This window comes from Oceanobacter sp. ABM4_470, from assembly GCF_056158645.1.
The window spans coordinates 1,485,842-1,509,206 of sequence record NZ_JBSWTR010000001.1 but is presented as its reverse complement, the minus strand read 5'-3'; the positions used below and the strand labels follow the sequence as shown (position 1 = coordinate 1,509,206).

At 51.9% G+C, this 23,365-nt stretch carries 21 protein-coding genes; 10 read left to right on the top strand and 11 right to left on the bottom strand.

The genetic code is table 11. The features are described from left to right. Positions 1-7 precede the first annotated feature (7 nt). The 3 genes from ACXADJ_RS06700 to ACXADJ_RS06690 all read right to left on the bottom strand — a co-directional run bounded on the left by ACXADJ_RS06700 (position 8) and on the right by ACXADJ_RS06690 (position 2,523). The gene (locus tag ACXADJ_RS06700) at positions 8-1,399 is read right to left on the bottom strand and encodes a sensor histidine kinase (RefSeq protein ID WP_475064220.1); all 1,392 of its coding nucleotides are present in this window, start codon (positions 1,397-1,399) and stop codon (positions 8-10) included. Continuing rightward, positions 1,386-2,063 (bottom strand): response regulator transcription factor, encoded by a 678-nt coding sequence (locus ACXADJ_RS06695; RefSeq protein WP_475064219.1) that lies wholly within the window; start codon positions 2,061-2,063, stop codon positions 1,386-1,388. The genes ACXADJ_RS06700 and ACXADJ_RS06695 overlap by 14 nt, the downstream gene beginning before the upstream one ends. Before the next feature lie 76 nt (positions 2,064-2,139). Further along, on the bottom strand, positions 2,140-2,523 hold the full coding sequence (locus ACXADJ_RS06690; protein WP_475064218.1) for a YgiW/YdeI family stress tolerance OB fold protein: 384 nt from the start codon (positions 2,521-2,523) through the stop codon (positions 2,140-2,142). A gap of 386 nt (positions 2,524-2,909) precedes the next feature. Here ACXADJ_RS06690 and ACXADJ_RS06685 point away from each other — a divergent pair, with 386 nt between their 5' ends. The 3 genes from ACXADJ_RS06685 to ACXADJ_RS06675 all read left to right on the top strand — a co-directional run bounded on the left by ACXADJ_RS06685 (position 2,910) and on the right by ACXADJ_RS06675 (position 4,629). Further along, complete coding sequence (locus tag ACXADJ_RS06685; protein WP_475064217.1) at positions 2,910-3,881, top strand: TRAP transporter substrate-binding protein; 972 nt, start codon at positions 2,910-2,912, stop codon at positions 3,879-3,881. A gap of 179 nt (positions 3,882-4,060) precedes the next feature. Beyond that, on the top strand, positions 4,061-4,405 hold the full coding sequence (locus ACXADJ_RS06680) for a hypothetical protein (RefSeq protein WP_475064216.1): 345 nt from the start codon (positions 4,061-4,063) through the stop codon (positions 4,403-4,405). Positions 4,406-4,503: 98 nt separating this feature from the next. Then, positions 4,504-4,629, top strand: coding sequence for a hypothetical protein (locus tag ACXADJ_RS06675; RefSeq protein ID WP_475064215.1), 126 nt, complete (start codon positions 4,504-4,506; stop codon positions 4,627-4,629). A gap of 191 nt (positions 4,630-4,820) precedes the next feature. Here the strand turns inward: ACXADJ_RS06675 and hepT are convergent, their stop codons facing one another. Together hepT and mntA are read right to left on the bottom strand one after the other, a co-directional pair. Next, positions 4,821-5,240 (bottom strand): type VII toxin-antitoxin system HepT family RNase toxin, encoded by a 420-nt coding sequence (hepT, locus tag ACXADJ_RS06670; protein ID WP_475064214.1) that lies wholly within the window; start codon positions 5,238-5,240, stop codon positions 4,821-4,823. Positions 5,241-5,270: 30 nt separating this feature from the next. Further along, positions 5,271-5,678, bottom strand: coding sequence for a type VII toxin-antitoxin system MntA family adenylyltransferase antitoxin (mntA, locus tag ACXADJ_RS06665; protein WP_475064213.1), 408 nt, complete (start codon positions 5,676-5,678; stop codon positions 5,271-5,273). A 577-nt stretch (positions 5,679-6,255) separates the two neighbouring features. Between mntA and ACXADJ_RS06660 the strand changes: the two genes are divergently transcribed. The 5 genes from ACXADJ_RS06660 to ACXADJ_RS06640 all read left to right on the top strand — a co-directional run bounded on the left by ACXADJ_RS06660 (position 6,256) and on the right by ACXADJ_RS06640 (position 13,164). Then, positions 6,256-8,742, top strand: a complete 2,487-nt coding sequence (locus ACXADJ_RS06660) for an archaeal ATPase (RefSeq protein WP_475064212.1) — start codon at positions 6,256-6,258, stop codon at positions 8,740-8,742. Between the two features lie 17 nt (positions 8,743-8,759). Then, positions 8,760-11,162, top strand: coding sequence for an adenosine deaminase (locus ACXADJ_RS06655; protein WP_475064211.1), 2,403 nt, complete (start codon positions 8,760-8,762; stop codon positions 11,160-11,162). 53 nt (positions 11,163-11,215) lie between these two features. Beyond that, positions 11,216-12,052 carry a M90 family metallopeptidase gene (locus ACXADJ_RS06650; RefSeq protein ID WP_475064210.1) on the top strand — a complete coding sequence of 279 codons (837 nt, stop codon included), beginning with the start codon at positions 11,216-11,218 and terminating at the stop codon, positions 12,050-12,052. A 227-nt stretch (positions 12,053-12,279) separates the two neighbouring features. Then, positions 12,280-12,711 carry a hypothetical protein gene (locus tag ACXADJ_RS06645; RefSeq protein ID WP_475064209.1) on the top strand — a complete coding sequence of 144 codons (432 nt, stop codon included), beginning with the start codon at positions 12,280-12,282 and terminating at the stop codon, positions 12,709-12,711. A gap of 210 nt (positions 12,712-12,921) precedes the next feature. Next, positions 12,922-13,164 carry a DUF3297 family protein gene (locus tag ACXADJ_RS06640; protein ID WP_028292854.1) on the top strand — a complete coding sequence of 81 codons (243 nt, stop codon included), beginning with the start codon at positions 12,922-12,924 and terminating at the stop codon, positions 13,162-13,164. A 434-nt stretch (positions 13,165-13,598) separates the two neighbouring features. Here the strand turns inward: ACXADJ_RS06640 and ACXADJ_RS06635 are convergent, their stop codons facing one another. From ACXADJ_RS06635 to ACXADJ_RS06610, 6 genes are all read right to left on the bottom strand, one after another. Then, positions 13,599-16,565, bottom strand: coding sequence for a valine--tRNA ligase (locus tag ACXADJ_RS06635; protein ID WP_475064208.1), 2,967 nt, complete (start codon positions 16,563-16,565; stop codon positions 13,599-13,601). Between the two features lie 380 nt (positions 16,566-16,945). Beyond that, positions 16,946-18,127 (bottom strand): hypothetical protein, encoded by a 1,182-nt coding sequence (locus ACXADJ_RS06630; RefSeq protein ID WP_475064207.1) that lies wholly within the window; start codon positions 18,125-18,127, stop codon positions 16,946-16,948. Next, positions 18,124-18,564 (bottom strand): DNA polymerase III subunit chi, encoded by a 441-nt coding sequence (locus ACXADJ_RS06625; RefSeq protein ID WP_028292851.1) that lies wholly within the window; start codon positions 18,562-18,564, stop codon positions 18,124-18,126. Before ACXADJ_RS06625 ends, ACXADJ_RS06630 begins: the two co-directional genes overlap by 4 nt. A gap of 102 nt (positions 18,565-18,666) precedes the next feature. Then, a complete protein-coding gene (locus tag ACXADJ_RS06620; RefSeq protein ID WP_475064206.1) occupies positions 18,667-19,530 on the bottom strand; it encodes a putative RNA methyltransferase in 864 nt (287 codons plus the stop codon). Further along, the gene (gene dapE / locus ACXADJ_RS06615; RefSeq protein WP_475064205.1) at positions 19,527-20,654 is read right to left on the bottom strand and encodes a succinyl-diaminopimelate desuccinylase; all 1,128 of its coding nucleotides are present in this window, start codon (positions 20,652-20,654) and stop codon (positions 19,527-19,529) included. Before dapE ends, ACXADJ_RS06620 begins: the two co-directional genes overlap by 4 nt. 144 nt (positions 20,655-20,798) lie before the next feature. Continuing rightward, complete coding sequence (locus ACXADJ_RS06610) at positions 20,799-21,416, bottom strand: Slp family lipoprotein (protein WP_475064204.1); 618 nt, start codon at positions 21,414-21,416, stop codon at positions 20,799-20,801. Between the two features lie 199 nt (positions 21,417-21,615). On the opposite strand from ACXADJ_RS06610, the gene ACXADJ_RS06605 reads away from it, so the two are divergent. Both ACXADJ_RS06605 and ACXADJ_RS06600 read left to right on the top strand, forming a co-directional pair. After that, positions 21,616-22,179 (top strand): hypoxanthine-guanine phosphoribosyltransferase, encoded by a 564-nt coding sequence (locus ACXADJ_RS06605; protein ID WP_028292848.1) that lies wholly within the window; start codon positions 21,616-21,618, stop codon positions 22,177-22,179. A 376-nt stretch (positions 22,180-22,555) separates the two neighbouring features. Beyond that, a complete protein-coding gene (locus tag ACXADJ_RS06600) occupies positions 22,556-23,044 on the top strand; it encodes a chemotaxis protein CheX (protein ID WP_475064203.1) in 489 nt (162 codons plus the stop codon). Positions 23,045-23,365: the final 321 nt, after the last annotated feature.

The following is a 23,365-nucleotide window of genomic DNA, read 5'->3' as shown; positions in this document are numbered from 1 at the left end:
CCTTGACTCAGCTCTCGTCCGATGAACCTGATGGCGGTATTTCAATCGTGTGTTTGAAGATCAGCGTGGCTTTATATTGGCTGGTTTCTTGTTTATGGGTGTGCTCGTGACTGTGCTCTTGAACAAGCTTCCAATTCAGTCGTTGTGCAATGCGTTCGACAATCACCAGCCCGTATCCATAGCCCGTTTCGGCTGATTTCTCTGGGTTTGCGGGGCTTACAGGGGTTGAGGGGGGTGTATGGATGGACTCCGAGCTGTTCGTCATCGATTGTGTTGGATTGCTGACCTCAAGGGTGCTGTCAGTTAACCGAAGTTGAACCGCGCCGTTGCCATGGGCGAAGGCGTTTTTCAGCAGGTTGCGCAAGGCAATCACCACAAAGCTGGTCGGTGCAGTCAGCGTTGGCGAATCGGTTATCTCGATGATTAGCCCGTGGTGGTGATTGTCATAAAGCTGCTCGGCGTGTTTCGCCTGGGTTTGCACAAGGCTGGCCAAATCGATGTTATGAAAATGCTGCGGTTCTATCTGTTCTAGCCCCAATAGCAAAAAGGCGTCGGTCAGCAGGGTGATATCTTCACTGGCGTCACGTATGCGGCTGGCGGCCTTGGTGACCATTTTATTGGCTACGGCTGATTCGTTATTGGTTGGGCTGGCAAGCTGCTGCAGTAGCTCAGCGGAGCCTTGCAGAACCATTAATGGCGTTCGGATTTCGTGGGCGGCAAAGCGGCTGAATTCCTGTTCCCGCTGCACGTAGGTGGCGTTGCGTTGTTTGGCTTGCAGCAAGGCAGATTCAATCTGGTGCAGTTCTTTGTAATGCGCATCGAGGGTGAAGTCGGGCTGGTCTGGCCCCATCTGTTGAATGCGGTCGGTCACCCGCTGCAATGGCCGTGAGATTTGGCGAACCAGATACCATCCGTAGCCATACATCAGCAGGGAGATAAATACGCCCAGCAGCAAGGTGACGGTATGCAGGGTTTCTTCGTAGTCATCCAGATAATCGTCGGCGTCCTTGCGGAATACCACGTACATAAGGCCGTCCCCTGAAGGATCGGGGCGTACCAGAAAATGTTTGTCTTCAGGCCCAAGCTGGTGCTCGAAAAAGCCTGGCTGCTGATAGCCCTGAAGCCATCGAGGCACGCCACTGCTACTGCGATACAACACAAACTCGGCGGAATTAGACACTTCTGGCGATTGACCCTGGGTTTGATACAGCAGCTCAACCCGGTTGGCTTCAGAGTCTAACCAGCGTTGCAGACTGATGACTTCCATTTGGTCTTCGGCGATCACTACGATCAGCCAAAACAAGGCGATGCTGAAGGTGCCCAGTGCGCCTGTCATTAACACCAGTTTGTGGAATAGCCGGGGCTTGTGGTCGGATGGGGTTGGGTCAAACCAGCTCAAGTTTGTACCCCTTGCCGTGTACCGTGGAAAGTGTGGGGATGGTGTTGTCTGTGTGTTTTTTCAGCGTCTGCCGTAAGGCGTAAATATGGCTTTTGAGCGCGTCGCTATCCGGCTCTTCGTCGGCCCATACGGTATCAATCAAGTGCTGGCGGCTGACTACTGCCGGTTGCTGTTGCAGCAGTAATTGCAGTATTCGGGATTGGATTCGCCCCAACTCCAGTGGTTGTTGATGACAATAAAATTGGTCCGACTGGCTTTTGTAGGTCAGGCCACCAAGGGCCAGCTGGTTGGTGTTTTTCGGCTCGCCCCGTCGACACAGGGCTTGCAGGCGTAAAATGAGTTCGTCGATAACGAAGGGCTTGATCAGGTAGTCGTCACCACCTGCTTGATAAGCAGCGGTTTTGTCGTCGAGGGCATCCCGTGCCGTCAGGAATAGAATAGGCGTTGTCAGGTTCAATTGATTGCGCAGGGCAGTGACGGCGGCAATGCCATCCATTTTGGGCATCATGATATCCATCACGATCACGTCAAAACGCTGCTGTTTGAGGATCTCCAGCGCCGCCTCGCCATTCCAGGCGCAATCGCAGGTAATGCCTTTTACTTCCAGATAATCCATCAGGGTTTCGAGAACCTGTCGATTGTCGTCGACAATAAGCACCTTCATGCAGGCTATTTCCTTGCTGTGTTGGGAAGTAGGACTGGGCCGGGGCAGATAGATTCCCCGGCCGGATCGCAAGCCCTCATTGAATGGTCAGGCGGTCTACATCTACCTCGATGCCACGCAGGCGGTCGTAGTCGATCTCACCGACGATCAGTACCAGCGTGTTTTCATCAAAAGGTTGAGCGGGGAAGTCTTCGCTTTCAATTTCAGCATTGATCTCCTGTTTGCCGTCAGAAAAAACGTAGGTTTCTTCACCGATTTTACGCACCAGATAACCCGACAGCTGCACCGGCTGATCGTCTTTGGGGTTGTCCAGAATCTGCTGCAGATTCTTGCCGGTGACATGATCCGGCCCCAGGTATTCGGCCGAGGCCACGGATGGCAGTGAGGCAGCGGCCACCAGTGTAAGAACAGCAGCGGTTTTGGTGACAGCGTTGGTTTTAAATTGAGTAAGCAGTTTCATAACCTTCTCCAGAATGAGTCGTTGGTTGCGCGCTTGTTTGTTAACGCACAGCCATTGCACCACTGTGGGGGGTGAAGCGAAGGTGAAGTGAATGTAAAGATATTAATGGTCAGTCTCTGACGGGTGCCAACCCCATACTTGCGAGTTAATCATTGTCCACTGAGGTACGGGATCGAAAGTTGGGCCGAAAACGGGCCAATAGACGCACAAGTTGTATTGGTTGGAAGGCGTTGACGTTAGATGCTTTGGTTCGCCATCCCTGCTGCTTGTGGTTGACGTATCCCAAACGCGCCCTGATGCGTAGCGGGAATTGCCAGCAAGGGCAGGCGGTGGCACCACACCGAGCGTGCGCCAGCCGGTGCCGACGACATGCAATGGACGACCCCATGAGAAAAATAATAAACAGAATTACCCGCCTGGCCGCTGCCACGCTGATGTGCAGCCTGCTGGCGACGACAGGGCATGCAGAAACCATGCGCTTTGGCGTAATCACCACCCCCGACCATAGCTGGTCGCGGTTGATGCAAGACTTCAAACAGCGGGTAGAAACCACCACGAACAACGACATGCGCGTGCGTGAATCCCGCTTTGCCAAAGTGCGAGGTGAATCCAGCATTATCGAATTGATGAGCAAGGATCGGCTTCAGGCGGCCATCGTTGCAGTTGGCTCCCTGACGACGCTGGACCCATCCTTGAACGGATGGCTGGTGCCGTATCAGTTTAAAACCCTCGGCAGCATGCGAGCGGCCGCAACGAATACTCAGGCGGTTGCCATGCGTGACGGATTGGAACAGCACAATATGGTTGTGTTGGGGTACGTGTTTCCGGGCATGAGAGTGATACTGACCGCAGAGCCACTGACGGCCGCCGAGTTGAAAGGCAAGCGTATTGGTACGTTTCCAAACGACGTGTTTTACAACTGGTATCGACAGCTGGGCGCAGATCCTCAGCCAATTCATTTGCAGGATATTCGTGAGGGGTTCGTCAAAGGCAGCATTGATGCTGTAGATATCGATCTTGCGTCTACCCTCGACCTGGAACTGCACCAGCAAGCCAATCACCTGATGCTGACCCGGCACATGGCCTTTCCGGGTGTGTTTGTTGTATCGAAAAGCTGGTGGGAATCGCTTAGTGAAGCTAACCGTCAGTCCATTCGCCAGTCGTTTATAGCCGCGGAAGCCGCCACTGCCAAAGGGCTGGCAAGCCGTGAGCAAAACACCCTCAAAGCACTGGCTAACAAAGGCATGATGATTACTGAATACACGGAAGCAGACTTCAATGGCGTGCCGAAAAAACTGCGAGACTTCTACTACGGCACTAACACCCGTCTGCGGGAGTTTGGGCTGGCAAGCGAATAAACAGTGGGTTGGTGCGGGCGGCTGTAATTCCAGAAGAATCCCTGATTAGGAAACGGCCTGAATTCCGGGAGTGGCATGGTTCCTGGAGCGCGGACGGCCCGTCCGCATTAATGGTTAACCGCAATTTAAATCTGGTATAACTAACGCCAACCAAACCCGCACTATTGAAAAGGAATTTCATGATCCCGACGCTGTTGTTTTCCCTTGGAACACTGGCTTTCATTGCAGGCTGGTGGCTGATAAAAAGCGACAAAAACTTCATCCGGCAGTCCTATGAAGTAACAGGCACCTGCGTGCGATTGGTCAAACGCAGCTTTCGTAATCGGGAAGGGGATATCCGAGTCTGTTGGTTCAAAATCTTCCACTACCAGGCCGACGGCCGACTCTGGGAAATAGAAGGAACGACTGGCTTGATGGAAGAGTACACCATCGTAATAGGCCAGCCCGCCAAAATTCGGGTGTCCAAATCCAGCCCGGCTAACGCCCGTAGCATAGAAGACATCAGCGACTGGTTGGCTTATTGATGTTCGGCGGCGTATTCGCACTGATATTTGCCTTCGTACTCGGAGCCAAAGATGGTGGGTTATCACTTCCCAGCCTTTCCAATCTGGCATGGCCTGCCATGCTCATCGTCGGTTTATTGGTCGGCATTCAACTGGTATGGCCACAGATTCAGTACCTGTTGCCCATGAGGCATTTGCAACAGTTTATGCCCGCAACGGAAGTGGAGCAGGCGGCCGAGAAGTAGCATCGGCAGGGACTGAATTCCTGACGTTGCTTTGATTCCGGGAGCGCGGACGGCCCGTCCGCATAAGCAGGTAGTAGGAGCAGGCTTGCCTGCGAACGCGTTACCAGTCTGGTGACGTGTGCCCATCAGGCATGCGCATGTTGATCACGCGGGGCCCTTCCGAAAATATGCAGCAAGCCAGATCCAACCGCCTAACTAACTTCGCTGAGTTTACCAAGACCATCGTTGGCAAAATCGATCATCAGACGATATTTCTCTTGCTTAATCAGGTTCTCAATCACGTTTGTGTCGATGTTCAGATAATCATGCACCAGCGCATCTCTCAAACCAATGACCATGCGCCATTGAGCCAGATCGATGGCATCGGGGTCTTTAACCGATAACCGCTCGAATGCCATGTAAGCATTTTCCGGTGCAGGATAGCCCAGCTGCTTACAGCGATGTTTTGCAATTCCAATGCAGGCTTCGGCCAGGGTCTGAATCAGTCGCTCACTGGCTTTGGTTTCAAAGCGGCTTAAAGATCGGGTCGTCAAAATGGCAGCCAAATCTTCCAGGTCGGCATTTACCTCGGCAATATGAGCGCTCATAGAAAGCAGGTAAGTCGAGTCCATCGTTCAAAACCTCCTGATTTATGCGGATGATCAGCCGAAATGTTGGTAGTGGTAGAGGTGATCGATTTCCCACCGCGACATGATTTTGCCGCAAACCTCAAAGTCGTGCCCCGGGTTTTTGTTAACCAGTAACTTTCCCGTTTTCAGCACCGCCATCGCCAGCGGCACTGGCGCAATCTCCAGATCCAGAATGGAAAGGGTATTCTCCGGCAATCCCAGTGCCTGATTCCAGTCAAGCGCCAACAGCTCCGGACGCAGTCGACGCTCCAAGGCGTCTTGTTCATCCTCACTGAAAATCACCGCCAGATCGATATCACTCTTATTGCTTGCGGTACCTTTGGCATGAGAACCATACATATACAACGCATCCAATTGAGGATCAGCCATTGCAGCTGCCACAAGTCGGGAGAGTATTTTCTCGAACTGGTACTCTGACATCGCACAGGATTCCACCACCACTAACAGTTGTAGACTAACTCATTTGGTGATGGGTTGCTGTGAAATAGAGGTGGGGAATCACATCGATGGGTGTGGCTGGCGGTTGTCTTTTACCTATCGCGTTGTTCCACGGAGGGCGGCGTCGCGCGTGAGTGAATGGATTTCACGCTGGGAGCGCGGACGGCCCGTCCCCATTTTGCGAATAACCCGCGCAGCTGCGGGTGATTGTGAGCCTTTAGGTTCGAAAATCACCCCACGCCTCGCATAGCAATGAGGCAGGGATTCCAGCTGCCGAATGAGTCTCGGCGACGCGATTTCACCGACCGGACAGGACAGAAGCCATGACACTGGTCGGGCTGCGTTCATATTTTCTGGTAAAAGACCATTCCAACCGTTGGCTCTGGTTCACAACTGGGCCGCTGCGCGTCATTATGGCTTCAATTCAAGAGGTTTGATCACCTGTTCGATATCAACGACCAGTTTGCTCAAGTCTTCTTTCAAATAGATTTTCTTCCTGAACCGATGCTTGCCAGTCGCGTAGTTGATGTTTCAGGAACTCATCAGGATCAATACGGATATGACTGAATCATCAAACGCCATCATCATCGACTTGTTTGCACCAAATGTTCCCGGCTCAATCAAAGATAAAGACTTAATTCAGAAGGAGTTGCGAGACCAGTTGGTTGACGACATCAGAAAATCATTTGGGCACGAATCAAAAAAAGCGAATTCTTCTGATGTGGTTAAGTTTATCGATGAGTCGGGTCGAAATGTATTCTTTGTGGACGGAACACGAGGTGCTGGTAAAACTACTTTTGTTAATAGTGTAGTTGAACGCCTGAACAAGGATAAAGAAGGATCCAAAATCGAATGCCTTCCTACGATAGACCCAACTAAGTTACCTCGTCATGAGCCGATTCTGGTTACAGTCATAGCTCGTCTAAATAAAATTGTATCTGACATTTTGAAATCAGACTGGTCATCTGTCGATTATAAAATTAAAAAAGATCAGTGGCAGAATCATTTGGAAAGAATTAAACGAGGTTTGCACTTGCTGACCGATAAAGAATATAAGCCAGAATATTTTAGTGATGCTTTAAATCTGGATGCTCAGCTTGATTATTCCATTGGTGGCCAGAACTTAGGGCAAATTTTCTCTGGATTAATTGATTGTGCCTGTGAAATTCTTTCCTGTACCGCCATATTGATTTCCTTTGATGACATAGATACCCAGTTTGGGGTTGGTTGGGACGTTCTTGAAGCTATTCGCAAGTTCTTCACTAGTGATCGGGTTGTTGTTGTAATGACTGGTGATTTGCGGCTTTATTCACAAATTGTGAGAGGCATGCAATATGGAAATTATAATTCTGTTGCTCTGAGTGAGGAGGATAGTAGCTTTCATGTCAAAGAGCGTGCGCAGATGGTCGAGCATCTCGAGCAACAATATCTATTGAAAATGCTACCTGCTAGAAAAAGAGTGAGGCTGAGAACCTTGCTTGAGCTTGAATCAGATGGTTCTTATGAAATTTATGTGGCCAGTGATTCCCGTATGAGTTCAAATAAAAATCTACCTATAGGCGATGTAGTAGAAAAAATGCTTAAGGATTCGATACATCTTCGTATTGGCACGGATTTGGATTTATACGTTGATGAATTTTTAAAACAACCCGTCCGTCTGGTTATTCAAGTTTTACAAGACTACTATGTGGGTTGCATTGAGGGGGGGGCACCGTCTTCAGTTTTGGCGAATTCATTATACAATGTTTTTCTTGGTAGTCTTTATAGGAATGGGTTTGGTAGTGATGGATATGTGTATGATATAGATGATTTGTGTCTGGACTTACTTTCTTATGTCGAAGTTGATCAAGACTTTAATACAGGATTTTACCTAAGGCCCAAATCTGAAATTGCTAGTCTGAGGCAGGCGGCATTATATCTTTCTTCTCAGGCTTCTAGGCTGTGCGAGGCCGGGTTATACAATTCCGCCAAGTTTATGTTCTCTGGTTGTGGGTCGATTAGTATATATAGGCAATATTTCTCCGCAGGGGATGTAGAGCTGAGTGATTATTCATCGTATCTTGCTGTCGGACGAAAAGAGGGTGTGTCGCATTGGTCGAGCCGGTTGTGTGCAGCGCTACCTGTTAATAGAAGGAGTATATATCAATTGGGGGGGATACGGCTAAGTCGGAGTGATCTCAATTCTGCAGTGTCTAAAACAAGAAGGTTCTCTAAGGTCGTATTGTCCTGTTCTATTAGCTCAGTTTCTGGAGAGCAGCTTTCGAACTATATTTCAATTTTTAATATAATAGGCGTTGCTTGCGATGTTTCTTCAGAAAAAGATCGAAGTTCTGTCAAGGCCTTGCTTAGAAAGGAAAGTGCGATCAAGTCATGTATTGCACCAAACTGGATGCTGAAAGATGGTAGGGGGGCGGTTAGACCGAAGCCAGATTTAGAATATGATAGTGGAAGGGTTTTCGTTGATAAGTACAGCTCGGTAGTTTATGCATGGGTATCACATATTAATGACCCTAGTTATGTAATTGCGCCGTCATCCGTTCTACTTGGTAAATCCTGGGTTCGGTTTTTTTTCAATCTTCAGCGTATTTTTGAATTGGCAGTGTCTGGTAGTGGGAATGGTGCTGGTCAACGATATTCTTATATGCAGTTATGTATGGTTGCATTCCTACACGCGGTTTTTGTTGAAGAGGACTTGGTCGGAAGCGGTTCAGATAGTGCAATCTTAGGAGATAGCATCAGTCAAAATCCAGTGAGGTCGATTTCGGAGTTTGTAAGTAAGTTGTCAAGGGCGGTTGCTAGAGTCTCTAGGCGTAGTGGTAGTTGGAGGTCTAATTATCCGCTATTCTACTCGCTTGTTAGTTGCCCTCTATTTCATCCGTTTTTATTTGGCGGACTGGGTCGGCAGGATTATCGAGATGAATCGAATCAATTGAGGATTTTAATTTCAAAGATTTTGCGAGAGTCAGGTCTTGATATTTTAAATGATGATTCATACTTCGGGGAAATCTACTTGGATGAATTCCCTAATATGCCCAATGATGGATGATGGCGGTGGTCTGAAATATGTCTTTGACTGATTATCTTTTAGAGTCTTCGAGACTATGCGGTCTGTTGATATCAATCAAGCTGGGCGAAACTCTTCATTCTGATAAATTGTTGAATGTAGTTTTTTTGTCTCAGTATGAAGGACGGCGCGCGCTCCCCGATCATGTTGCTCTGGCTCAGTGGCACTCACTGGAGCAGGATTTACAGAATCGAGGTATTAATCTTGGTCCCATTTCAGCCCTTCGTCTGATCGCTGAAAAGTTCATCAAAAACGAAAAAGACGGTCCGAAAACCGATCTAGCCTTGTTTTCTGAATGGCAAACTCTGATCAGTCGGGTTTCGTGTTTGCCAATTATGGCCTGCCATCAGGTGTTTAATCCCGGGCCTGTCAGTCAGGCTTATAACTTTCGCTGGCCGCTGTATCCATATCACCCGGCGGTTGAGGACTATATTGCCCGTGAGCGTTTGAACGAAACTCACCAACATCTGAACGGTAGTACCAGTGCGGAAGAGTGCTGGCTGGATACGTTGAAACATCCAGAGACAACAGTTAGAGATTTTGAGAAGGGCTGGAAGACTCAGGAAATGAAACAGCTCTGTGCCCAGATAGATTCCACTCTGACACCTGAAACTTTCAAGGCCCGATTGCAGATTGCCAATAATATTCGGGAAATTCTCTGCCGCATTGCACAAGGCATAGAGCTTCCGGAGTGGATGGCGTCCTTGCAGCACCCGCAGCAACTGGCGGAGAGTGATATTTGGCATCAGGGCCAAGAGTATCGGTTTACTGCGGTCTGGCCTACTTATGACAAATACAGACAGGAATCCGAGTTCCGGTTGATGACTGAACTAATTCGCCGTTGGCAGTATGGTGCGCCGGAAGGGTTGGAGCGGCTGCTGTGGATTTACCTGCTGATTCAGAATCAGTACCTCACCTTGCTGGTTCAGCGAGATGATTTTTTTGGCTTTGATCAGTTCCAGAAATACACCAAGACTGAGTTGCGGGAAGAGACCGAAAAGTCGTATCTGTCTCGCTTTAAAAGCGCTCATGGCAGTGGTGTGTATTCTCAGGTGCGCTATTTGGAAGGGCGTTTTTCTCCGAAGAATGATCCCCAAAAAATGGAGAAAATCCTGTTCGGTATCTTGCTTGGCTACTGGGAATATTTGAGGGTACATACAGCGCTGGATTGGCAACATGCGAATCCACTCAACCTTTCGCAGGTGCTCGACAACCTTGAACAGGTTGATCCAGATGGCAAGTGTGCCGAATTGGCTTTGGTGCCGCACTTTATCAAACAGCCTGCGAAACAAAACGAGGTATACCCCTATGCTGAGTTGTTGCAAGGCTTGAAGAATCAGGCGGCTATTTTAATGGATCTGCTCCATTACGAACCGCGCCTGACGCGCTGGATTCGAGGTGTGGATGCGGCAGCCAATGAAATGCATGCGCCACCTGAGTTGTTTGCACCCTTGTTTAGGGTATTGGCCAAATCCGGTATTGCGCATTTTACCTATCACGTCGGCGAAGACTTTCCTCATTTGATCAGTGGTATTCGCTTTATTGACGATGCAGTGAAGTTTTTACCATTGCGTAATGGTGATCGTCTTGGGCATTGCACTGCGATTGGTATCACGCCAAAAATCTGGAAACGTTCTCTGCCATCCTGTTTGGCCATGACCAAAGAAACCCGCTTGTTGGATCTGATCTTTATCTGGCGCGAGCTGCGCAGTCATCCTGAATTACTGCGCTACGCCAATCATGCTGCGATTGAAGCTGTGTGCCTGGCTCATGAGGTTTTCGCGCTTGAAGAAGAAATATCGATTACCACACTGGATCAAATCTTTGAATTACGTGGGATGTTGGCTGAATCCGAGGGGTTGCTTGGTGAGCTGGACGAGCCTCTAAAACCGAAATCACTGTGGCTGGATGAGTTCGAGAGCGCTAGGGAATTGGCTAAAAAACCGGGGATGAAGCGGCCGCTGGCGTTGTACAAGCGTTGGTTGACGGATAACGAAGTGCGAAAACAACGTGAGTTGTATGTGAATGTTGAGCTGGAGTGTTTGCCGGACGGCGCGGTTATCGCGTTGCAGCAGGTGGTAATGAACAAGCTTCGTACCCGCAACATTGCCATCGAATGTCCACCGACCAGTAATACCCGCATCAGCCAGTATAGAGAGGTCAGTGAACACCATATCTTCCGTTGGATGGGGTTGCCGGGAGAAGTAATTGAAGGCGATGTGCCGATGTCAATTTGTCTGGGGTCAGATGACCCCGGCATTTTTGCGGCTGACCTGAAATCTGAGTTCTATCACCTGTTCGCTGTTCTTACGCAGAAGTTTGGCTTGTCTGCAGCCGAGGCTTTGAGAAAGGTTGCTGAGGTGAATGAAAACGGGCGGATATATCGGTTTCATGGTGTTTGATGGCTGATGTAATACGCCTGGGCTATTAGCATCCTACGGTACGGAGTCATTCCTTGTTTGAACCAATAGACCACTGGCTGGAACACCGTCATATCCAGCAGCTGGGTTTTACCCGCGCCGATTGGGATGCCGCCAACGCTGGCTGGCAGGTATTAGAGCGTTATTCCGACGCCGAGCGTCAGCAGTTGTTTGAGCTGACGTTGCGGTTTTTGGTGCACAAGGTGTTTGCGTCGGGTCGGGGTTTTGAGCCGACGGGGCCAATTTGCCTGAAAGTGGCGACCATGGCCTGTGTGCCGATTTTGAACCTGGGCTTAAGTTGGTATGACGAGTGGCAAACCCTGATTGTTTACGAGGGGGATTTTCGTCCTAAACGGCCGTATCGCAGTGATGATGGGGTGATGCATGAAACTGGCCCGGGTTTGAGCGGCGAGGCCTGGCAGCGCGGGCCGGTGATTCTATCATGGGATGCTATTCAGCATTGTGGCCCTCACGCCCGTTCGGGCAAGGCTGGCAACGTGGTGATTCATGAGCTGGCGCATAAGCTGGATATGCTGAAGGAGGGTGCCAATTGTGCGCCGCCGCTGCATAAAGGTATGAGTGCGCATCAGTGGCATGATGTTTTTGAGTCGGCTTGGCTGCAGTTGCAGGGACTGGTGTTTCATCATCACGATTTTCATCAAGGCAAGGCGCATAAGCATGGATTGCATGGCGAGAGCGCGTTGCATGACATGCTGCCGATTGATCCGTATGGGCTGACCAGTCCGGCGGAGTTTTTTGCGGTGTGTAGTGAGACGTTTTTTGAGGCGCCGGTTACGTTGAAGCAGGCGTTGCCTGATGTGTATGAGCAGTTGGGGTTGTTTTATCGGCAAGATCCGGCGGCGTTGTTGTAATGCGCTTGATGCGGGCCAGCGGCCGGAGTGCCGGACCACCGCGCTCCCGGATAGACGGTTGGGTTTTGTCGGGCGGGCCTTCCGTGTTCCCTGGGCTTGAAAGTGCCGGAGCGCCGCGTTCATCGGCTGCCACACCGAATCCCAGCATTCATGTTGCTGTGTGGTGAATTTAATGGAGGTGATGCGCTGATTGAAATGCGATGGCTTGCGTTAAGAGGGTCAGGGATTTGAGGGTTGTTGCCGGTTTTCTCGGGGTGTTGCTTTGGATTGCCTTGGCATCGGGCTGTAGCGTGACACGCTTTCATGGTCCTGATGATGGCGTGTCGGAGTCGGTCAGGGATTTTGCCATGGCTACCTGTTTGACGGAGCAGCCGAACGCCTGGCTTCAGGATCAGGCGTGGAGTTGGGGTAATGGTATTGTCGGTCGCTACTCTGACGGCAAATTATCACATGCTGACGTTAAGGCGCGGTTTGCTCATTTGGCGACGGTGGTGCGAGAGCGGGCTGGGGCGGTTCCTATGCTGTATGGCAAAACGTTGCCAGCAGAAGATCCTGAAAGTAATCCTCTTGTGTTGCGCTTTTGTGGCGAGTTGATGGCTGATGAACATGTTCGGGAGGCTATGGACGTTGCCGAGGAGGCTATTCGGGGTTTGCGGTGAATTGGTCGTGGGCTGGTTTGGGCCGTTTGGTTGATGTGATGTTTGGTTCGGAGGCAAGCTTCCTCTTACATGTGTGTTTTTAATGCGGGCGGGCCGCCCGCGCTCCCGGAGGAGGTTGTTCGGAATGACGGTATTGTGCTGGTTGAGCGGTACAGGTGGCGCATATACAATCCGTGCCAGCTAAAACTGACTACAAGGCCGCACCAGATTATGTCTGATTCCAAACCAGAACTGCCGAACCATTTGTCCATTAACCCGCGTAGCCCGCATTATGTTGAAGCGTGCTTTGAGCATGACATTGGTATTCGTTTTAAGGGTAAAGAGCGTAACGATGTTGAGGAATACAACATCAGCGAAGGTTGGGTGAAGGTGTCTTCGCCAGTGGCTAAAGACCGTTATGGTCGTCCGATGCTGATGAAGCTGAAGGGTGAAGTGGAAGCCTATTACAAGTAATCGATGGATTACGCTTTCTGCGTGTTTTTGTGTTTGTTGAGATAGCAGGGGTTGATTGAAAAAACCGCCAAATTTGGCGGTTTTTTGTTTTTTGGGTTCAGGGGTTGTTACGCGTTGGCTACCACGAAGAGCGTGGGAGCCAGGGCAGTGGGTGGTTTTGAGGCTGGGGTTGCAGGGTTCGGAGGCAAGCCTCCTCCTACGTGTTTTCGGGAATAAATTCCCTCCTACGTGTCCGTTTGCATTCGGAGAGCAGGCGGGATACAGGGGTGTTGCGAGTGTGCGATTTAAGCAGCGGTTGTTGGGCGGAGCTCAACCTACAGGATCGGGAATGAATTCCCTCCTACAGGCTAAACGCAAAAAGGGCGTCTGGTTAAACGCCCTTTTTGATCTTGCGAGCGTCAGACGTCAGTCCTCCGACGTCTGACGAAAAGCACTTACAGCGCCTTGATGGCTTCGATCTGCTCTTTGATCTTGGCCTGGTCGCGTTCGTAACCGGTCAGTTTTTCTTTTTCCTTCTCGATTACGGCTGCAGGGGCTTTGGCGACGAAGCCTTCGTTACCCAGCTTGTTGGCGATGCGGGATACTTCTTTTTCCAGTTTCTCCAGCTCTTTGGTCAGGCGGGCGATTTCAGCGTCTTTGTCGATGAAGCCAGCCATTGGCACCAGTACTTCCATTTGGCCAACCAGTTGGGTGGTGGACATTGGCAGTTCGTCACCTTCGTTGTGCCAGGTGATGTTGCTGAGCTTGGCCAGTTTGGACAGGAAGGTCTGGTTTTCGTCGGCGCGACGGAAGTCGTTGTCGTCGCCGTCTTTCAGGATCACTTCCAGTTCCTTGCTTGGCGGGATGTTCTTCTCGGCACGGATGTTACGTACCGCGGTGATCACGCCTTGCAGCCATTCAACGTCGGCTTCGGCTTCGGCATCAATCAGGGCTTCCTGTGGTTCCGGGAAGCGGGTCAGCATAATCGTTTTTGGCTGATCTGGGCCCTCTTTGCCGGCCAGGTCCTTCACTTGCTGCCAGATGGATTCAGTGATGAACGGAATGATCGGGTGGGCCAGGCGCAGGGTGGCTTCCAGTACGCGTACCAGAGTGCCACGGGTGCCGCGCTTTTCTTCTTCGGTGGCGTTTTTGTCCCACAGCACCGGCTTGGACAGTTCCAGGTACCAGTCGCAGTATTCGTTCCAGATGAATTCGTACAGGGCCTGAGCGGCCATGTCGAAACGGTACTGATCCAGATGGCGACGTACTTCGCCTTCGGCACGTTGCAGACGGGAAATGATCCAGCGGTCGGCCAGCGACAGGGCAGCCGGTTCGCCAGTGGCGCCACAGGCGGCTTTCATTTCATCAGTGATGGTGATCTGGGTGTTGTCAGCTGCCGCTTTTTCAACGGCTTCTTCGCCAGCGATGGACAGCATCACGTAGCGGGAGGCGTTCCACAGCTTGTTGCAGAAGTTACGGTAGCCTTCCAGGCGTTTCATGTCCCAGTTGATGTCACGGCCGGTAGAGGCCATGGCAGCAAGGGTAAAACGCAGGGCGTCGGTGCCGTGCGGGGTGATGCCTTCCGGGAATTCTTTCTGGGTACGCTTGCCGATTTTTTCAGCCAGTTGTGGCTGCATCATGTTGCCGGTGCGTTTTTCCAGCAGAGCATCGAGGCTGATGCCGTCGATCATGTCCAGAGGGTCAAGCACGTTGCCCTTGGACTTGGACATTTTCTGGCCCACTTCGTCACGGATCAAACCAGTCACGTATACGGTCTTGAAAGGTACTTGCGGCTTGCCGTCTTCGTCCTTGATGAAATGCATGGTCATCATGATCATGCGCGCCACCCAGAAGAAGATGATGTCGAAACCGGTCACCAGAGTGTCGGTCGGGTGGAAGTCGGCCATACGCTTGGCCACTTCTTCGATATCAACGTTTGGCCAGCCCAGAGTGCCGAAAGTCCACAGCGCGGAGCTGAACCAGGTGTCCAGTACGTCGTTGTCCTGACGCAGTTCAACGTCGTCAGCAATGTTGTTCTGGGCGCGTACTTCGGCTTCGTCGTGACCAACGTAAACCTTGCCTTCGTTGTCATACCAGGCCGGGATGCGGTGACCCCACCACAGCTGACGGGAAATACACCAGTCCTGAATGTCGCGCATCCAGCTGAAGTACATGTTCTCGTAGTTTTTTGGTACGAACTGGATATCGCCGTTTTCAACCGCTTCGATGGCAGGTTTGGCCAGGGTTTTGGCGTCGACGTACCACTGGTCAGTCAGCATTGGCTCGATCACAACACCGCCACGGTCGCCGTAAGGTACGGTCAGGTCGTGGTCCTTGATCTCGTCCAGCAAACCCAGTTCTTCGAAGTCGGCAACGATGGCTTTACGAGCAGCAAAGCGCTCCATACCACGGTATTTTTCCGGGATGGCGGTGTCGACGTCGGTGTTCAGAGTACCGTCAGCGTTGAAGGCTTCAGCCACGTCACGCACGTCGGCGTTGAAGGTGAAGATGTTGATCATTGGCAGGCCGTTGCGCTTGCCGACTTCGTAGTCGTTGAAGTCGTGCGCCGGGGTGATCTTCACGCAGCCGGTGCCTTTGGTCATGTCGGCGTGTTCGTCGGCAACGATTGGAATGCGACGGCCAACCAGCGGCAGCTCTACGAACTTGCCGATCAGGTGCTTGTAACGCTCGTCTTCAGCGTTAACGGCTACGCCGGTATCGCCCAGTACGGTTTCAGGACGAGTGGTGGCAACCACGATGTAGTCTTTAACGTTACCTTCGCTGTCGGTGTAGGTTTCACCGTCAGCCAGCGGGTAGCGCAGGTGCCACATGTGGCCTTTTTTGTCTTTGTTTTCCACTTCCAGATCGGAAATGGCGGTGTGCAGTTTCGGGTCCCAGTTTACCAGGCGCTTGCCACGGTAGATCAGGCCGTCGTTGTACAGGCGAATAAACACTTCCTGAACGGCGGCGTAGAAGCCTTCGTCCATGGTGAAGCGTTCGGTTTCCCAGTCAACGGAGTTACCCAGACGACGCATCTGACGGGTAATGGTGCCACCGGAGTGTTCTTTCCATTCCCAGATTTTTTCGATGAACTTGTCGCGACCCAGCTCATGACGGTCTGGTTGGCCTTCGGCGGCCAGTTTGCGTTCAACCACCATCTGGGTGGCGATACCGGCATGGTCGGTACCGACCTGCCAGAGGGATTTCTTGCCCAGCATGCGGTTGTAGCGAATCAGTGCGTCTTGCAGTGTGTGCTGGAAGGCGTGACCCATGTGCAGGGAGCCTGTGACGTTCGGCGGCGGAATCATGATGGAGTAGCCTTCGCCTTCCAGACCTTCCTGGTAGGGCTTGAAGTATCCGTTGGATTCCCAGTTCTGGTACCAGTACTGTTCGATGGCGTCGGGCTTGTAGGTCTTGTCCATGGTGTTCGCTTTAACTCACAAATTTGGGCAGTCGTAGCCGTGAAATGGCATTGCCTTGGGCGCGGTGTCGAAGCTTTTGTTCGGTCGCGGTGGCTATTTCCGGCAAACGACTGATTGCACGGTGAAAAATGGCGTCGAGTATACCGGATTTGTTGGCAGCTGGGCAGGGTGTTGGCGGGTTATCAATAAAGCTGGATTGTGGTGATTCCAGCCGGTTGTGCTGTTGTTGTGGTGGGGTTGGTGCGCAGTGCGCACCCTACAGTGATTGTGTTGCTTTGTTGGTTTTTTACAGTGGTCTGTTGCTCTGTGCGCGCTCAGCAGTGCAGTAGGGTGCGCACTGCGCACCGCTCGGGATGTCTCGAAACAAAAAAAACGCCGGATTATTCCGGCGTTTTGTTGGGCTTCTTGTTCATAAAGGCGCGTAGCTTTTCACGTAAGCGGGCCTGAATTAGCGGCGTCAGTTCGTCAATCAATGTGTCGACGATCTGCTCTTGCTCCGATTTACTCAGATTGGCGACGGCTTTGGAGTCGTTCTCCATCTTGCCTTGCATTACTCGCTGCATGGTGCGGTGGGCTTCTTCGGCACTTTGCTGGGCGGCCTGGCGCTCAACGGTTAACCGATCCAATACGGATTTTGGCAAGAACGGGTTGTTGGGGTTGCGGGTTGTGGCCTTGGCTTCGGTTTCTTGCGCCACTGCTTTTGCCAGCGCAGCCAGTTCATCGATGCTCGGCTTGTGCGACAGTGCGGCTCGCAGGGAAGCTGGAGTTTCAGTGGTTTCTGGCTGTTGGCCAAGGGCGCTATCCAGTACTTCGTCGAGTGTTGGCTCGATGTCGTCTGCATGCGCTGCCTGTGCGGTGCTTTCGTTGGCCTTGCTATCGGTTGATGCTGTGGCTGCCGAGTTGACGGTGGCGTCGGGCAGGGTGTCAGAAACCTCGTCGAGCAGCAGTTCTGGCTCGTCGTCTTCGACGATGTCGCGCAGAATCTCGTGTCCCTCAGTGGCCTGACTGGCAAGTTCTGCCAAGGAAAATGCGATGTCGACTTGTTCGTCGGCCATCGGAATATCGTCATCCAGCATGGCGTCGAGTTCGCTGTAGGTTTCTTCTTCAGTCAGTGTCGGTACGTCGGGGTCGTCACTGTTGTTGTGATCAACAACGTTTTGCACTTTCTGGTTGTTCGGGTGTTCTTCGCTGCGTTGTTGGCGCTCGGCGGCACCGTGCAGGATGTCGTGCAGGGTTTCCAGGCTGTTGTCGTTGTTACCTTTGCGCTGCATTTCTTCGCGCAGATATTCGAGAATGTCGCGGGTAATCACAGGCCGTGGCTGGCTTGGCGGCGGCGTTTGGACGGCTGACAGGTGGCTCTTGCGATCCCCCTGTTTTACCGGCCGCAGCACCGGGGCTTCGTCGGAGTTGAATAAATCGCTCAGCACCGGCACTTCGTCAACGGTGTTGAGTTTGGTCAGGACGCTGTTGAAATCAATCTGCTCACCGGCAGCGTCATCCAATACTTGCTGCAAGGTGGCCAGTTCGTCCAATAGTTCGCGAGGCTTGTTCTCAGTGCTCATGTGCGAAGTCTCATATCCTGGTGACTTATGGGGTAACCCCGGTCACGCAAAAAACGATAATGGTCACGGGTGCTTTCCAGCACCGTATCTTCCTGAATGACTACTTCAACCAGCCGTTCAAATCTTGCAAAAAAGTCGGGCAGTTCATTGCTCAGGTTGATAATGACGTCATGAAACGCGATAGGCGCTTCATGCCAGCCAATCTGAACCGGGCAATCGTTCACAGGATGTTCCTCATCCACCAGAGCATGCGGTACAAACGCGTTTTCGCGGAACTGCCAAAGCTGGTCATCCAATGCCGTTGCGTGTTCTTTGCTGTTGGCGTGGATGTAGATCTTTTTGCCTTGCGCTTGTACTTTTTCAGTCAATCGGCAGACAAACTGCATTTGCTCTGACAGCTTGGTGGCTGCCAATACATAGAACAGAACGTCTGTCATACCGTTAACTTTTCAACCCTGCTGCGACGGTGTCCGGAAATGCTATCGCGGTTGTTTGAGTGATTCAAACAACCATGAACCTTTGCCGGAACATTTAAAATCTTATCCATTGTTTATAGCCGAAAAGCGGAACAAGTTGACCGATAAGGTCACATCCAGACCATCCAGCGCTGTGAGTGCGACACGTTTCTCGTTTTTGATGCGCCAGCCGTGAGGTGTCATGGTCAGCAAGTCGGGCAGGGCGTCGGCAGGAATGTGGACGGTCGATTGATGCTTGTGCTGGCTGTCCAGCTTAAAGCCAGCCTGCTCCATTTCGGCTGCCGGGGAATACTCATCGGTTTGTACGTCGTCATAAATATGCTGACGCAATTCCAACAGGTGTTCTGCCGCGGGCAGAATCAGCCAAACACTGCCGTCTTGTGTCAGTAGCTCTTTCCAGCGCTCGGCCATCACAGGAGTGAACACGCTGAAGATCATGCCCAGAGTGTTTGGCATAAACGGCAATTTGCCGCCACTGCCCACCATCCATTCAATGCCGCGATCACGCTGACACGCGGTTTTGACGGCGTCGCGCGAAATATCGATGCCATACAGGTTGTGCTGAACGCCGGCGGCATTCAATGCCTGATGCAGCTGGTTGGTGTAGTAGCCCTCGCCGCAGCCGTTGTCGGCAATCTGCAAGCCGGGCTGTCGGGCTGCGTCAGGCACCAGTGCGGTGTTAATGGCTTCGGAAATAGCGGCGTAAAACCCACGATCCAAAAAGCGTTTGCGCGCCAACACCATTTCAGCGTTATCGCCCGGGTTTTTCGACTTCTTCTGGTTAACCATTAACAGGTTGAAGTAACCCTGTTTGGCACGGTCAAAGCTGTGGTTGTTGTCGCAGCAGCGGCGCTTGAGTGCGCCGCGTTTGTCCGTGTCGCCATCAATCAGTGGCAATGGTAGGTGGCATACGGGGCAAGCAATCATCCCAGCAGACGCTCCAGAATGCCTTCGTACATATCGGTCAGGGTGTCGAGGTCGGCGGCGCTAACGCACTCGTCGACTTTGTGGATAGTGGCGTTGATTGGGCCAAGTTCGACAACCTGAGCACCGGTAGGAGCGATGAAACGACCGTCAGATGTGCCGCCAGCAGTCGATAATTCAGTGTCACGGCCGGTTACAGCTTTAATGGCGTCCACACAGGCGTCAACCAATGGGCCGCGGTCGGTCAGGAATGGTTCGCCACTGAGGCTCCATTGCAGGTCGTATTCCAAACCGTGCTTGTCCAGGATGGCTTCGGTGCGTTGCTTCAGAATGTCGGCAGTCAGTTCGGTTGAGAAACGGAAGTTGAACACGACCTTCATGGTGCCCGGAATCACGTTGGTGGCACCGGTGCCTGCATGGATGTTGGAAATCTGGAAGCTGGTAGCCGGGAAAAATTCGTTGCCGTCATCCCATTTTTCGTTGGCCAGTTCCGCCAGTGCAGGAGCGGCTACGTGCACCGGGTTTTTGGCCAGGTGTGGGTAGGCTACATGGCCCTGAATGCCTTTTACAATCAGTTCTGCACCCAGGGAACCACGACGGCCGTTTTTGATAACGTCGCCCACCAGGGTAGTTGAGGATGGTTCGCCAACGATGCACATATCGATCTTTTCGTTGCGTGCTTCCAGGGTCTCTACCACTTTTACCGTGCCGTTATGGGCAGGGCCTTCTTCGTCACTGGTAATCAGCAAGGCGATGGAGCCTTTGTGGTCCGGAAATTTGCGCACGAAGTTTTCAATGGCGACGATCATTGCAGCCAGTGAGCCTTTCATGTCGGCAGCGCCGCGACCGTAAAGCATGCCGTCGACAATTTGCGGCTCAAACGGTGGGTACTGCCAGCTGCTTTCCGGGCCAGTTGGAACAACATCAGTATGGCCAGCGAAGCACACCAATGGGCCATCGGTGCCACGGCGAGACCAGAAGTTATCAACTTCTTCAAAGCGGAGTGGTTCGTTGTTGAAGCCAACCGCTGCCAGACGCTCCATCATCAATTCCTGGCAACCCGCGTCTTCCGGGGTAACCGAATGACGGGAAATCAAATCGCAGGCTAGTTGCAGAGTGGGGGACATGGTGGCTCCTGAACGGGATGGGTTGAATCTTTCGGGCGGCGGATATTATCACGGCTGCTTTGTACGCCGAAGTATCCATTATGACAGCCGGTGATATTTCCTACGGAATATTCCGGCTGGCTCCGTGTTTTCAACGGTCCCTAGTCAATTAGCCGGGCGTTTGAGTGGCACAACCAGGTTTACAGAACTGGTTGGGCGAAGTCTTGGACGGTAAAACGGGCTGGGGCCCCAGCGATCGTAGCCGAAGATGTAGTGCACTTCGGTTTCTGGTTGTTCTTGCCACAGTTCAATGCCCGTGACGTTAATGTGGGCGAATTGATACTCGTGACTGCCAATCTTGCCTTGTTGCAGGCCGGTGAAGGTGCCGCGCACGGTCACTTCGCGGCCTTTTTTGTATATCTCCGGGTCTACGAAGTAATCTAACTCAGCACGAAAACGGCCGCTGGAAGCGTCCTGGTCTGAACGTGGATGGCCGGAATCCCACAGCGGTTTTTGCAGAATTTCCAAAACGGTGTGTTGTTCGGTGTTGCTCACTTTGATGATTTGGCCGCCCAGCACCACAGTTTCTCCGGCGTGCTCTTGCGGCGATTGTAGAAGCTGTTTGAGAGTCGGCAGCTGGTCAGGGTCGTTCACGGCGATGGACGACGGGTAACTGGCGCAACTGGCGAGCAGTATGCTGATCATGCTTACTAACAGGAGCTTGCTGCGCTGAAGCCCGTTTTTGGACCGATTTGGATGTGAGGAAAGGGTGGCTGTGTTCATGCTGATGCCCTGATGCGTTTGGCGATAACGTTTTGTACCTGATTTTGCTTCTCAGTTCCTCTGAGTGAAAAGGACATTGAATCATCTTTTCGGCAAATAACAGAATATCAGGCTAAGGTTTTTCAAAAGGGGCGCTGCCGTGCGGGGCCTCTGTCGTGATAGTATCGCGCCTTTACGCAATCGAAACAGAGTGAATTGAATGACTGATCAATTGACCCCGGAGCAATTGGATGCCGTGATGCAAGAAGCGGATCTGATTAAATCGCCAGAAGAAGTGCTGGCAGCCTTGGACCGGTTGGCCGAAGAGATCACCGAACGACTGGCAGGCAAAATGCCGGTGGTTTACACCGTTATGAACGGCGGCTTGCTGATGGCTGGCCAGCTGTTGCCAAAACTGAACTTCCCATTGGAAGTTGGTTACATGCACGCTACCCGCTACCGTGGCGAAACCACGGGTGGCCCGGAGCTGCAATGGCAGGCACCACCTTCTGTACCAATGGCTGACCGCCACGTACTGATTCTGGATGACATCTTTGACGAAGGCCACACCCTGGCCGAAGTAGTAGAAGCGTGTCGTCAACAGGGTGCCAAGGAGGTTTTGACTGCCGTATTGTGTACCAAAGACCATGACCGCAAGACCGACGCTCTGACAGTCGACTTCTCTGGCATGAATGTGGAAGACCGCTTCCTGTTTGGCTGCGGTATGGATTACCGCGGTTACTGGCGTAACACGCTGGGCATCTATGCGGTGAAGGGTCTCTGATCGAACCTCAGTGATTTAACAAAAACAGGCTCTTCGGGGCCTGTTTTTGTATCCGCTGTTTAATCATGCCCGATCCTGTGCTGTTCGTTGATGCTTATTCGGTGCCCGCACGCTGTTTCTCCGTTTTCTCTCCATATTCAACGCCCATTTCACGCCCATTTCACGCCCATTTAACGCTCATGTGCTGCGAGTACGGCTTGAGCATCGCGCTGACCTTGAGTCAGGTATGACAGTATCGGCTGCTCTGTCGGGTTGCTTTCCGGCGAGTGACCGATGGCAGTGGTCTAGACTCAAGATATTGAAATGCCATCAAAAGAAGCGACCCGACGGGTCTGTTATTCAGGCGTGGGTCAGATTCACATCGGAGGCTGTTGGTTTGAACGTTGAGTACATTAATCCGTTCGTCGAAACCATCAATAATATCCTGGCGACCATGGCGCAGCTCAGCTGTGAGTATTCAAAGCCCTACGTAAAAGATGGAGACGTTGCGTTGGGTGTTGTCACCGGGATCATTCCAATGGAAGGCGAAACGGTTAAGGGGTCGTTGGCGATTTCCTTCTCGGAAGGCGCCATTGTGAAAATCAGCAGCAATATGTTGGGCGAAGAAGTGCTTGGGTTCGATGAAACCTGCCGCGACCTGACTGGCGAACTGACCAATATGTTGTCGGGCGGTGCACGCAAGCTGCTGTGGGAGAAGGGGTTCGATTTTGAAATGGCGACCCCGGAGTTGCTGACCGGGGAAGACCTGATCGCCCACTCTGTTGCGGGGCCTGTCATGGTGATTCCATTCGATACCAAAGCGGGACCGTTCTTTATTGAAGTGGTCTTTAACAGCCGACTGGATCGCGCCAATACTTACAGCTAGGTGGTTTTTTACTTTAATCAATGGCTATAACCCATTGATTATAAATGCCAAATCCAGTTCATTGGTGGGCTGAGAAAACCGATCGTGCTTTTTAACAACGGCCGTCGCATCATTTGAACAGACTATTCCTGACGGCGATCCTGCCCTTTGATTTCTCCATCCAGAATTTCTGCGTACCATAATTGCCCGCTTATTTTTCCTACAGGAACCCCTCATAGAGATCGCCGACGCCCGGTCTGGCAACGATGGATTTGCTCGCGTTTTATCTTCCTTTGGTCCCGGCATCGTCACTGCCGCTTGTTGTGTGGGAGGCTCTCATTT